Source organism: uncultured Algibacter sp., assembly GCF_947495925.1.
Lineage (GTDB): Bacteria > Bacteroidota > Bacteroidia > Flavobacteriales > Flavobacteriaceae > Algibacter_E.
The window spans coordinates 752,882-766,549 of sequence record NZ_CANMAU010000001.1 but is presented as its reverse complement, the minus strand read 5'-3'; the positions used below and the strand labels follow the sequence as shown (position 1 = coordinate 766,549).

At 33.8% G+C, this 13,668-nt stretch carries 8 protein-coding genes; all 8 read right to left on the bottom strand.

What is annotated here, in order from left to right; translation table 11 throughout:
* Nucleotides 1–271: 271 nt before the first annotated feature.
* The 8 genes from Q0857_RS03350 to glgA all read right to left on the bottom strand — a co-directional run bounded on the left by Q0857_RS03350 (nt 272) and on the right by glgA (nt 13,105).
* Nucleotides 272–868: a hypothetical protein gene (locus Q0857_RS03350; protein WP_298532132.1), complete on the bottom strand. Its 597-nt coding sequence runs from the start codon at nt 866–868 to the stop codon at nt 272–274.
* 79 nt (nt 869–947) lie between these two features.
* Nucleotides 948–2,078: a site-specific tyrosine recombinase/integron integrase gene (xerA, locus tag Q0857_RS03345; RefSeq protein ID WP_298532129.1), complete on the bottom strand. Its 1,131-nt coding sequence runs from the start codon at nt 2,076–2,078 to the stop codon at nt 948–950.
* A gap of 186 nt (nt 2,079–2,264) precedes the next feature.
* Nucleotides 2,265–4,667 carry a glycoside hydrolase family 31 protein gene (locus Q0857_RS03340; protein ID WP_298532126.1) on the bottom strand — a complete coding sequence of 801 codons (2,403 nt, stop codon included), beginning with the start codon at nt 4,665–4,667 and terminating at the stop codon, nt 2,265–2,267.
* Between the two features lie 338 nt (nt 4,668–5,005).
* Nucleotides 5,006–6,913, bottom strand: coding sequence for a 1,4-alpha-glucan branching protein GlgB (glgB, locus tag Q0857_RS03335; RefSeq protein ID WP_298532123.1), 1,908 nt, complete (start codon nt 6,911–6,913; stop codon nt 5,006–5,008).
* Between the two features lie 3 nt (nt 6,914–6,916).
* Nucleotides 6,917–8,545, bottom strand: a complete 1,629-nt coding sequence (locus Q0857_RS03330) for a trehalose synthase (protein ID WP_298532120.1) — start codon at nt 8,543–8,545, stop codon at nt 6,917–6,919.
* Between the two features lies 1 nt (nt 8,546).
* Complete coding sequence (locus Q0857_RS03325; protein ID WP_298532117.1) at nt 8,547–10,484, bottom strand: alpha-1,4-glucan--maltose-1-phosphate maltosyltransferase; 1,938 nt, start codon at nt 10,482–10,484, stop codon at nt 8,547–8,549.
* Between the two features lie 122 nt (nt 10,485–10,606).
* Nucleotides 10,607–11,872 carry a glucose-1-phosphate adenylyltransferase gene (locus Q0857_RS03320; RefSeq protein ID WP_298532115.1) on the bottom strand — a complete coding sequence of 422 codons (1,266 nt, stop codon included), beginning with the start codon at nt 11,870–11,872 and terminating at the stop codon, nt 10,607–10,609.
* A gap of 30 nt (nt 11,873–11,902) precedes the next feature.
* The gene (gene glgA / locus Q0857_RS03315; RefSeq protein ID WP_298532112.1) at nt 11,903–13,105 is read right to left on the bottom strand and encodes a glycogen synthase; all 1,203 of its coding nucleotides are present in this window, start codon (nt 13,103–13,105) and stop codon (nt 11,903–11,905) included.
* Nucleotides 13,106–13,668 lie beyond the last annotated feature (563 nt).

The window sequence follows — 13,668 nt, the reverse complement described above, 5'->3', positions numbered from 1 at the left end:
CTTAAAATTCAAAAAAAATTTCGAGAATAAAACTAGGCTTTTTTTGTTTTGCGTGCGCTGCGCAATGAAACACAACGTCTCGGCTATGGTTAGTACGGGAATTAAAAGTAGTGAACTTTCGATTAAGCACTTAGCCAAAACTTTTTATTTTGTTTTATCTTTTTCTTTATAAAGCCAAATCAAAAAGATTTGGCGGACTTGGTTAAAAGCACTAAACTTTAGGCTAAGCACCAAAACCCTTATTAACTATAGCCATTGTTGTACATCTGCCTTATTTCATTTTCTTACTCTTATGGTTTTCAGTCTCAATTCCAGTTTCATACATTTGATTCCATCCACGTTGTGCGTTTTCAGCAAATTCTTTTTTGGATAGTTCTGTGTTTTTAAAATCAAAAACTCTAAAATCATTAAACCATATCCTTATGTCAATTGTAATTTCATCTTTACCAACTTGTTCTGCAAAAAGGTCAATTGTATTCATATCCGACCAATTTAAGTTGTTAATTTCGTCAAGGCTGATTTTATCAGACCAATCCGTAAATTGCTTTTCCTCAAGATTTATAAATTCCCATCCATACATAGAATCGAGTATAAGTCCGTCAAATTTAGATTTCAATTCGTCAGGCTTTATTTCCTCAATTTCAGCATTTTCATCATCCCAAGTTCCTTTTCGATAACTTATAGCAATTCTTCCATAATCCGAGAATACTATTTTCAATCGATTGTCATCAGGAAACTCCTTATCTGCGTTCATCGAAATACAACTCAACAAGATTTCAACCGAGTCCGATTCAATTCCGACATAGTTTATTGTAGATTCATTAAAGGCTAAATCTAATCCGTCTTTTTGTTTTTTATCGATGTTCATTTAGGTTGTGTACAACGGTTGGATAAACACAAACATGTGTTTATTTTTACTATATAAATACTCAAATATAAATAAAAACCTACAAATCTAATGGGTTTTTAATAAAATCAAAACTGTTTTTTGCAACATGTGTGTAAATTTCAGTTGTTTTAGTTGAGTTATGGCCAAGGAGCATTTGAATGTATCTAATGTCTATTCCTGATTCCAGTAGATGTGTTGCAAAGCTATGCCTAAGAATATGGGCTGAGACAGGTATTTTTATTCCTGCTTTTTTTGCTGCATTTGAAACAACAACACCTACACTGTTTGGACTATACTGTTCTTTAGTTTGTCCTTCAAACAAATATGTTTTAGGTTTATACTGCTTATAATATAACCTGAGATCTATTAACGCTTTTTCAGATAGTAGTGTATACCTGTCTTTATTTCCTTTGGCATCTCTTACTCTTATAAGCATCCTATTGCTATCTATATCTGTTAGTTCTAAATTTAATAGTTCTGAGCGTCTTAAGCCTGCTGAATAAAGAAGACTAATTATGCACTTATGCTTTAGGTTAATAGTGTTCTCAATCATTGATTGAATATCTTGTTTAGAAAGAACAACGGGGAGCTTTTTAGATTTTCGTGGCCTTTCTATACTATAAAATCGATTGGGAAACCCTAAAACTGTTTCGTAGTAAAATTTAATACTATTAATGGCTTGATTAATATAAGAATCTGAACGATTTAATTTAATTAGATGTAGTAAATAAGCTCTAATATCATTTTCGTTTAGTGAGTCAATACTAGCTTCATGGTAATAATTAATGAAGTCTTCAAAACAGGAAACATAAGTTTTAACAGTATTATTTGCATATTTTTTGAGTTCTAGTTTTTGTAAATAACTACTTGGGCAAGATTTAAAATTTGTACCACGTTTTCTTTTATGAAACCAAGAGTCATCGAAAGTTTCATTTAGTGCTTTGGATCTGTTTTTGTCAAAAAAATATCTAGTGTCTATCCATGCAATATCCTTAAATATTGAAAATATTTCGTCCAAATTTGATTTTGTATTTGGTACATGATACATTGTAAATTCTGTACTCCAGTTTACATCAGTTAATTCTTTTACAATGATTTGTATGGATTTATTGGTGTAGAATTTTAAACCGATTTGAGGTTTATTGTTAATTAATAAATGTTTTAGAGTTATAGTATTTGGGTTACGCATAAGATTTTTCTTAAAAATAAGAAATTAAATCTATTTGTAAGATATTTCTCTTAAAATTTACTTTTGCATTAGTGATTGCAGTGGTTAGCTTTTGGAGGGCAGGTGCTTCGATACAAAATTCCTGAATACCAAAAGCCTCATTTTTTTAAAATGAGGCTTTTGGTATTCAATTATGTTGGCCTAGTTTTAAGCCATAATGTGTAGTTCTGTAAACTCTTTGGTTAATACTAATGTATTATCGCCATTAAGTTTAAGATCTTTAAATGGTATAACCTCGTTATCAATTTCAACTTCAGAAATTTTAAACGGTAAACCATGTAAATTAAGCTTAAACGTTTTATATGTGGTTATAAACTTACCAGATTTATGTTGTTGAATAATAAGTTCTTTCTTTTTACCATTAAGTTTAAAGTTTCTTAAGCTGTAACGCCCTTTAATATAATCGTAACCATCGGTAGCGTCTTCATAAACCATCGATTCTTCTTTACCTTCTTTGTAGTATACATCAAGGGTTAATTCATCAATCGTTTTTTGCCCAACAAACTGCTGTATTGGGTATTTAGGAATAATAGCTCCTTCTTTTATAAAAATAGGCATACTATCTAAATCGGCATTTACCCATTGTTCTGTTCCACCTTCAATAACTTCATCATTCCAGAAACTATACCATTTACCTCTAGGGAAATACATACGTCTTCCGTTTTGGTTTGGTCCAGTGATAGGACATGCTAGTATTTTTTCACCAAAGATAAACTCATCGTTTCTGTAATGCGTTTGTGGGTCTTCCTGATCGTATAATACCAAGGATTTTAAGATAGGAATACCTTCTTCAGCATATCTCCAGAAGGCGGTATATAAATAAGGTAGTAGCTGATATCTTATTTCAATAAACTTTCTTACCACATCGGTAATCGTAGTTCCAAAAGCCCACGGTTCTTGATCGCCGTGGTCTCCAGAAGAGTGTGTTCTACAGAAAGGATGAAAGATCCCTAATTGAATCCAACGGGCGTATAACTCGCCGTTTGGCTGTTCTGCAAAACCTCCTATATCCGACCCAATAAAAGAGAAGCCAGACATACACATACGTTGCGCCTGTAGGTTAGCTATGGTTAAATGATCCCATGTAGCTATATTATCACCAGTCCAACTTGAGGTGTAACGTTGTGTACCAGAATAAGCGGCTCTTGTAATAACAAAAGGACGTTTTGGATACGAGAACTTTTTTAATCCTTGATAGGTAGCACGTGCCATTTGCATTCCGTAAACGTTATGTGCTTTTCTGTGGCTACAGTGGTTACCATCATAATCATGTCTTACATCATTAGGGAAAGTTTTTCCGGGAACATCCATTACTGCTGGCTCGTTCATATCGTTCCAAACGCCTTTAACACCTATATCTTCTACAAGCTCCTTAAATAGGTTTGACCACCATTCTCTTACTTCTGGATTGGTGAAGTCTGGGAAATAACACTCCCCAGGCCATACTTTACCTTTCATATATGGACCATCTGCCCGTTTACAGAAGTAGTCTTTTTCAAGACCTTCTCTAAACACCGAGTAATCCATATCTATTTTTATTCCTGGATCGATAATTACTATGGTTTTAAAGCCGTCATCAGCAAGTTCTTTTACCATACGTTTTGGGTCTGGGAAATATTCTTTGCTCCAAGTAAAGCATCTAAACCCTTCCATATAATCAATATCTAAATAGATAGCGTCACAAGGAATCTCTAATTCTCGAAACTTAGCCGTGATTTCTTTTACATTAGATTCTGGATAGTAACTCCATTTACATTGGTGGTAACCCAAGGTCCATAAAGCAGGCATTTCATGTGGTTTCCCTGTTAAATCGGTATAGTTTGCAACCACATCAGACATATCTGGACCATAAATGAAATAATAATTCATTTCTCCACCATGCGCCCAAAAACTTGTAATATTTCTTCGTTCATGACAAAAATCGAAAAAAGAACGGAAGGTATTATCAAAAAATATACCGTATGATTTTTTATTGTGTAAACCTGTGTAAAATGGGATGGTTTTATAAATAGGATCTGTATCTCTGCCATAGGCATAAGAATCTGTTACCCAGTTTTCAAAACGTTTTCCTTTTAAGTTATTATCTACAGGTTTATCACCTAAACCGTAATAACTCTCTCCTGGTTGAGCTGTTTTCGACATTTTTACAACATCGCCACCGTGCTCATAACTTTCTTCCCAATGGAAACCAAGCTCATCTTCACAGATTAGGGTGTTATCCTTAGCATCATAAATAGATGTTCTTAAATCTAGTTTTGAAATATGACAAATTAGCTTTGCAGTGGTTATTATATAGTTGTCATCATCTTCTGTAACCGCTAAATGATTATACCCTCTGCTTGCATATTTTGTTATGGCATAAGAAAAGTCATTTTCAAAAATACCAGTAGTGGTAAATCTAAAACGAAGGATACTATCCCTGCGCACGGTAACTTGTAATATAACACCGTTTGCACAAGTGAAAGATAAAACATTAAGGTTCTTTTCGTATGAAACTATTTTAGAAGGAAATAAGTTTCCTTTATATTCTAATTCTGTATTTAATATCATAAAATTATGCGTAAATAATAATGCACGAAAATAGTGAATTTAACAAACCTCTGTTGTTTCTTTTTATTAAAAAAAACATTAAAGTATTGTATAAAACTCAATCAATGAGGAGATTAATTATAAAATTTACAAAGTAGCACAGAATAGCCTATCTTTTGATTACTATATGGTGCTAACGTATAATAAAATAACAAAGCGTATTTAACCTATAATGCTGATAATAATAAAATTAGAAATCCATGTTTCAGAGTAATTTATTCTTGCAGTTTGAATAAACAAAACGCCCTTTTAGTTTTTAAGACGTAAACTAAAAGGGCGTTTTAAAAGATGTATAAATTTTATTTGAATTTAAATATAGTAACTGCCAGTGGCGGTAGTGTTATTTCTGCTGAAAAATCTTTACCGTTCCATGGGTCTTTCTTAATTGTAATTTGTTTTTTATTTTCAATACCACTTCCTCCAAATGCTTTAGCGTCGCTGTTAAAAATTTCAACAAGCTTGCCTTTGGTTGGAAGTCCTATTTTATAGTTTTTCCTAACCGAAGGGGTTAAATTACAGATTACCACAACATGGTCTTCTTCGTGATAGCCTTTTCTTATATAGGAGATTACACAATTTTCATGATCATCATAACTTATCCATTCAAAACCTTCACTGCTAAATCCTTTTTCATAAAGTGCGGGAGTGCTTTTGTATATAGCATTGAGCGATTTGTAATAGTTTTGCATGTCTTTATGAGGTTTGAACTCCAATAAATTCCAATCTAAGCTTTCTTGGAAATTCCACTCATTATATTGTCCAAATTCACCACCCATAAATAGCAGTTTCGTGCCTGGATGCGTAAACATATAGCCATATAGTAAACGCAGATTTGCAAAACGTTGCCACTCATCACCTGGCATCCTACCTAAAATGGAGTTTTTACCATAAACAACCTCATCATGAGATAGGGGTAGCATAAAGTTTTCAGTAAAGGCATAGGCCAAACTAAAAGTAATATCATTTTGGTGGTGTTTTCTGTAAATGGGGTCTTTACCAAAATACTCTAAGGTATCATGCATCCAACCCATCATCCATTTCATACCAAAACCTAAACCTCCAACAAAAGTTGGTTTAGATACCATTGGGAAAGCTGTAGATTCTTCAGCAATAGTTTGTACATCGGGGAATGAGGCATAAACTTCTTCATTTAATTCTTTTAAGAAGCTTATTACGGCTAGGTTTTCTCTTCCGCCATATATGTTAGGCTCCCATTCACCATCTTCTCTTGAATAATCTAAAAATAACATGGAGGCTACGGCATCAACACGTAAACCATCAGCATGGTATTGATCGAGCCAAAAAACAGCATTACTTATTAAAAAGGAACGGACTTCATTACGCTCATAGTTAAAAATTAAGCTTTTCCAATCTTGATGATAGCCTTTGCGTTTATCTGGATGCTCGTATAGGTGCGATCCATCAAAAAAACCGAGACCGTGGGCATCTTCAGGAAAGTGAGAGGGTACCCAATCCAATATAATTCCAACACCTGCTTGGTGTAGTCTGTCAACTAAATATTTAAACTCTTCTGGGTAACCAAAACGGGATGTAGGTGCAAAATAACCCGTAATTTGATAACCCCACGAAGGATCGTAAGGGAACTCCATAATAGGCATGAGCTCAACATGTGTGAAATTCATTTCACTCACATATTTTACAAGATCATCCGCCAATTCATAATAAGACATGAAGCGATTTTCTTCTATGTTCTTTTTCCATGAGCCCAAATGCACTTCGTAAACCGAATAAGGTGCATCAATGGCATTATTCTTTTTACGGGTTTTCATCCAGCTTTTATCTTTCCACTTATAATCATCATCCCATACAATTGATGCTGTATTAGGATTATGCTCATAACGTCTGGCGTAAGGGTCTGCCTTTTCTGTTTTAATATCGTTATTATGGCTTTGAATTTTGTATTTGTAGGTAGCTCCTTTTTCAATCAATGGAATAAAGCCTTCCCATATACCACTAGAGTCCCAACGTACATTAAGTTGGTGTTCTCCTTCCATCCAATAGTTAAAGTCACCAATTACAGAAACTTGTTTTGCCGTTGGTGCCCAAACTGCAAAATATACACCATCTATACCATCAACGGTAACTAGGTGAGATCCCATTTTTTCATAAAGCCTGAAATGCTTTCCAGCTTTGAAAAGGTTAATGTCAAATTCTGTAAATAAACTATAAGGTTTTACTTGTGCCATAAATTAATGATTTATAATGTTCGATATTCCTTTTAACGGAATAACAGCCCATTGTGGGCGAGAATTGAGCTCGTAACCCAATTCGTAAACTGCCTTTTCTAGCAGGCAGTATTTTAATATAAAAATGCGCTCTTGGTTATAACCAAGGTTTAAGTTTGCGTTTTGTGTTTCTGCTACATAGGTGCCTAAAAATAGACCCGTGATGAAACGGTATAATATTTCGGAAGCATGAAATAAGCTGTCTTGACTGGCTTTGTAATGTTCTATATTATTAAAAACAGTCGCGTAAATAGCATAGTGAAAAGACCTAAATAATCCAGCTACATCTTTTAAAGGCGGTTGCTTCACTTTTCGATCTCTAATTGTACTTTCAGGTTCGCCTTCAAAGTCTAAAATAAAAAAGTCGTTGTCTTTTACCAGAACTTGTCCTAAATGATAATCGCCATGTACTCTTAATCGTTCGCCTTTTAGTTTAGTCCAATCAAAAGCTACAAATTGTTTTCTGATACTGTTTTTTTTATCCAGAAATTCTTGTGCTAATGTAAGTGCTAATCCATCTAACTTTTGAATATTATTTTCAACAAGGTTCAACCTGTTTTGAAATTGGTATAGCATTTTATTTTTTAACCACACAGTATAATCACCATTGTAATGAGATGGTGTAAAGGCAGTTTCTTCAAATTCAGACCCTAGTGCAATGTGCATTTCTGCCGTGCGTTTGGCTAAGGTTTGAACTTGAGAAAATAAATTTAAACCAGCCCAATCTATAATTTGAGGAGGAATATCGGCTATGGAAAGCCGCTGATATAATTCTGTATTCGGAAGGGCTTCAATATTAATATTTTTGTATTCTAAATTCGATAAAACCGTATGTAATTCCCGAAGCATATAATCCCAAGCATCGCCTTCGTTTGGAATCATTTCTTGCATCAAACCTATAGTTATGTTGGCATTTTCCGAATCAATCAAATTAATGCTTCCTAGGTAAGAAGGTGTGTTTTTAAATCCTTTTTTCTCAGATAAAAACCTGCTCATTTCGTAATCAGGGTTTTTATCAGCAAAAATACGTCTGAAAAACTTTAGTACATATTTTTCATTATAAACCAATGAGGTGTTACTTTGCTCTAAACCCATAAATCTTGAAGATTCGTAAGCAACATTATTGAGCAAATAACTTTTGTGATACTGTACCTTAGTCTTATCGATTGGAATGGCGGTTGCTATACGGTCAAAAACAACTTTTCTAAAAGATTCCAGATTTATGGCATCAATTATAAATCCTTTTTGGCCAGCAATGCTAATGGAGAGTATACGATCGTGTTGGGCAAAATTTTTCTCTGTAACAAAAGCAATGGGCAAAAAATAATGTTGATAAAAAGCTTCAACAAAATTCACTTCAAGTATTAAACCAAAGTAGATTTCGCCATGTTGTTGAATTTTAAAATATTCAGATAACTCTATATACTTTAACCGACTTGCTTTTCCTCCATACCATCGCTGTTTAACCATATAATCTTCTAATACATCTGACAAAAAAATCTTGACAAAATCATTATTATCAAGTAAGGCTTCCCAAGACTTTTCAGTCTTGAAGAGGGGTTGTACTGATGATATAGAAGATGAGTTAGACATGCTATTTGTTTATATGGAAAATGTGGAAGGGCATGGTAGGGTGTAACTCTACGTAGCTCCATTCGCTATTCCAATTATAACGACTATCTGTAATTAAATCATGCATTTCAAGATTGTGACCATGAGGAACACCAATATCATGCAAAGGCACCTGTACTGTGCCTTGTTGCGAATGGTGGGCATCTAAACTAATTATAACAAATATTTGATTTGTACGATCATCATTCCATTTATAGAACGCTAACAAATTATCATTTTCAATATGACAGAACTTAATATTATTAGTTTGCTGAAGTGCGGGATTGTGGTGCCTAATATAATTTATTTTGGCAATAATGGTAATCAGTTTATTTTTTATACCCCAATCATAGTGGGTGATTTGAAATTTTTCAGAATTTAAATATTCTTCTTTCCCGAGTAGAGAACTAGAAAGCATGTATTCAAAAACAGGCCCATATATGCCAATACTAGAACTTAAAGTAGCTGCTAAAGCATATCGTAAAATATGTTTAGATTCATTAGCACCTTGCAAGTGGTAGGGGTTAATATCTGGCGTATTTGGCCAGAAGTTAGGCTGCATATATTCCTTTAATTCAGATTTTGTTAATTCTTCAACATATTCTATAAGTTCATGCTTACTTTCTCGCCATGTAAAGTAGGTGTAAGATTGAGTGTACCCTTGTTTAGCCAATTGTTGCATCACTTTAGGTGCTGTAAAAGCTTCAGCTAAAAAGATAACATCGGGATGTTTAACTTTTACTTGACTGATAATCCAATTCCAGAAATAAAAAGGTTTGGTGTGTGGGTTATCAACTCTAAAAATTTTAATACCACAGTCAATCCAATGCAATAAAATATCTAAGCACTCATTCCATAGGGCTTTATAATCTTTGCTCTCCCAATAAATTGGTAAAATGTCTTGATATTTTTTAGGTGGATTTTCAGCATATTGTACTGTACCATCTGGTCTCCATTTAAACCAAGACGGATGTTCTTTTACCCAAGGATGATCTGGTGCTGCTTGTAGCGCATAATCCATGGCAATCTCAAGATCATTTTCTTTGGCTTTTTCGATTAAAGATTTGAAATCGTCAAGCGACCCTAATTGTGGGTGAATATCTTTGTGTCCGCCATATTGAGATCCAACACCCCATGTAGAACCTACATCGCCTTCTTTGGCTTCGGTTGTGTTGTTTTTCCCTTTTCTATTTACTTCTCCAATAGGATGGATGGGGGGTAAATATACGACATCAAACCCCATGTTTTTTACACGCGGAAGTAAACGCTCGCAGTCTTTAAAAGTTCCGTGAACCCCTTCTTGCTCTGAGGCAGAACGTGGAAAAAACTCGTACCAAGTACTAAATCTAGCTTTTTTTCTATCGACATAAACCTGATAGGTTTTAGATTCATTCTCGAGAAACTTTACCGGGTTTGCATAAAGTATATTATATAACCTTTCTGTAGTGGCTTCAGTAATAGCTTCTCCGTAGTCATTTTCATTTTTGAAAAGGCCTTGAAGACGTTCTAAATATGTTTTGTCATCAGCGTTTACTTTGTCAAATAGGGCTTCAAGATACTCTGCACCTTCTAATAATTCAGATGATACATGTTGACCATCGTTAATTTTTCTAATGAGACCATAACGCCAATTCAGTGCATAATCTACCCACGCCTGAACTTTATAGGTGTAAAAACCTTGTTTTTCAACAACAAAAGATGATTTCCATTCATCATTTGAAATTAAACGCATTCTGGACGCTTTCCAAGATTTTGCTTTCTCATGTTTATAGAGTACTGAAGCTCCTAATACATCATGGCCATCGGCCATAATATGCGCATCTATATTAACAATTTCGTTTATAACACGCTTAATATAAAATTCGCCGTTATTAACACTTGGCGAGACATAATCAATTACAACTCTTTTTTGGTCTTGCATTTTTGTTTGTTTTTAAAGATCAATTTAGCTGAACATTTGTTAGGCTAAATTGTCAAAAAAATAAAAATTTTAAGTTTTGCTCTTAATGTTTCGTGGCTTGTAAATTAAGAGGAGTAAGTTTATTAAATAACATATCCTTTAGGAATAGTTGCTCCTTTTTTAATAACAACAATACCCTCTTTTATAAAATATGTATCCGTTTCTTTATCTTCTAAATGAGGACCTCCATTAATTCTTACATCATCGCCAATACGACAGTTTTTATCTATTATGGCGTTTTTTATAAAACAACGTTGCCCAATCCCCATTAAAATATCTATTTTTTTGTTTTGTATTTGATCGAGAGTCTCATAACTATCAGACCCCATCATATAGGTATTTATAACGGTTGATTCATCACCAATTCTAGATCGAATCCCAATTACAGATTGTTCTATTTTCGCAGCGCTAATAATACACCCTTCTGCAATAACTGCCTTTTCAGTCATGGTTCCTGCCAATTTAGTAGTGGGTAACATTCGTGCACGTGTATAAATACGCTTTTTCTTGTCGTATAAATCAAATTGAGGAATATCTGCTGTAAGACCAATGTTCGCTTCAAAGAACGAATCGATATTACCAATATCTGTCCAATAACCCTCATATTGATAACTAAGTGTTTTATGTTGTTCTATGGCTTGAGGAATAATTTCTTTCCCAAAATCATTGGTTTCCGGGTTCTCCATGAGCTTAGTTAATAAACTTCTGTTAAAAACGTAAATACCCATGGAAGCTAGATAATTTCTGCCTTGTGCTTTCATGTCGTCACTTACCTCAGAAGTCCATTCAGGTAATAAGCTAGCATCTGGTTTTTCAATAAATGAGGTGACTACATTGTTGTCATCAGATTTCAATATGCCAAATTCTGTAGCATCTTTTGCATTAACAGGTATTGTTGCTATTGATATTTTAGCTTTAGCTTTTATATGGGCACTAATCATTTTCTCATAGTCCATTTGATACAATTGATCTCCAGACAATATTAAGAAATAATCAAAATCATGACTCAAGAAGTGATGCATACTTTGACGCACAGCATCGGCAGTTCCTTGAAACCACGTTTTGTTATGCGGGGTTTGTTCTGCTGCTAATACATCAACAAAAGCACTACTAAAAAAACTAAAGTGGTAGGTGTTTTTTATATGTTTATTAAGCGAAGCAGAATTAAACTGTGTTAAAACAAACATGCGCTTAATATCAGAATTTATACAGTTGGATATCGGTATATCCACCAACCTATACTTCCCAGCAATTGGAACTGCTGGTTTAGATCTGTCTTTAGTTAATGGGTATAATCTCGATCCCTGACCGCCACCTAATATTATGGCTAAAACTTTATTGTTTATCATAATCTGTTAATTTTTTAGTTGCATAGTTTGTTATAGTAATGATTTGTATAGTTCTTCTACTTGTTTGGCAATGGCAATCCAGTCAAAATAATCTTCAACACGTTTTCTACCATTTTTAGCCATGGTTTCTCTAAGGTCTTTATCTCTAATCACTTTGTTAACACCGTTGGCCAAATCTTTTGAAAATTTATTTGGATCTATGGGTTCAAAAGGCGCCTCTGTTTGTTGTTCTAACGGAATTAAAATCCCGGTTTCACCATCAACCACAACTTCTTTAATACCGCCAACCGCACTAGCTACCACAGCCGTATCACAAGCCATGGCTTCAATATTTATAATGCCAAATGGCTCGTATATGGACGGGCAACAAAACACATCGGCATGAGAATAAAGTTGAATAATTTCTTCTTTGGTAACCATTTTGTCAATCCAGATAACATTGTCTCGTGTTTTCTTAACTTCATTAACACTATCCTTCATTTCTTTCGCAATCTCTGGTGTATCTGGCGCGCCTGCACAAAGAACGATTTGTGTTTCAGGATCTATATATTTTATAGCGTTTACTAAATGAATTATGCCTTTCTGGCGCGTAATTCTACCAACAAAAAGGACATAAGGTTTTGTTTTATCAACCCCATATGCGTCTAATGTAGATGTTTCAGATGTTGTAATGTATTGTTGAAGATTTATACCATTATAAATAACATGTATTTTACTTTCATCAACATCAAAATGTTTAATAACATCCGCTTTAGTTTCTTCAGAAACAGCAATGAGAGCATCGGCCATTTCAATAGCTGTTTTTTCTACCCAAGATGAGGCGTCGTAACCCCGACCTAATTGTTCTCTTTTCCAAGGCCGTAACGGTTCCAAAGAATGTGTTGTTATCACTAATGGTGTACCATAGCATAATTTAGCAACGATACCTGCAAAATGGGCATACCATGTATGACAATGAACCACATCGGCATCGATAGGGTCTGCATTCATTTGAATACAAGTGCTTAATGTTTTGAATACGGACTTTAATTTATCGTCTGAATGATCAAAAGCGGCATTTTCAAACGGAAAACCCTTTACACTTAAGTTTGACGATTTATCGTCCTGATCACCAAAGCACCTGACGTCCATTTCCATTAATTTAGCTAGTTCACCGGCTAAATATTCAACATGAACTCCGGCTCCACCATAAACGTAAGGTGGAAATTCTCTGGTATAAAAAAGTGCTTTCATATGGTTGTTTAACTTAAAAACATTAAAAAAAGAAATACATGTGCAACGGTATCTTTTTCTAAACATTAATCAAAAAAAATGTCAATACAATTATTTGTCTGGTACTTTATTGAAAATCAAGCAAACAGGTGCTTAAATATTTTCAAATTGTTAATAACAATTCTATTGTTATGTTTGAAAAACAGTCACAAACAAAATTAGATAAACATAGTATTAACAAGGTCTTGTAGCTTATAAAGAAATTGTTAAACATAGTATGTTATAAACATACAAAATATTTATTAACAATTTAAGCTTATTGTGTTTTTTGAAGAAAAAATAGTAGAATTAGAAATACTTGAAATATTTAATAATAATAATAGGTTAAATACCAACTTTAGTTTTAATCGTTCATGAAAATTGCAACCCTAAACTAGTAGGGACTATTTGGGTATTTTAAGTCTTCGAGCATCAAAAAAGAAAGTAAAAGGATGAGTTATGAAAAAAGGGTTGATAGCAAAGAGACTTTTCTCTGCTTAATATAGCTTATTTTGAAATTAATATTGCTAATTATTGCGTCTAAT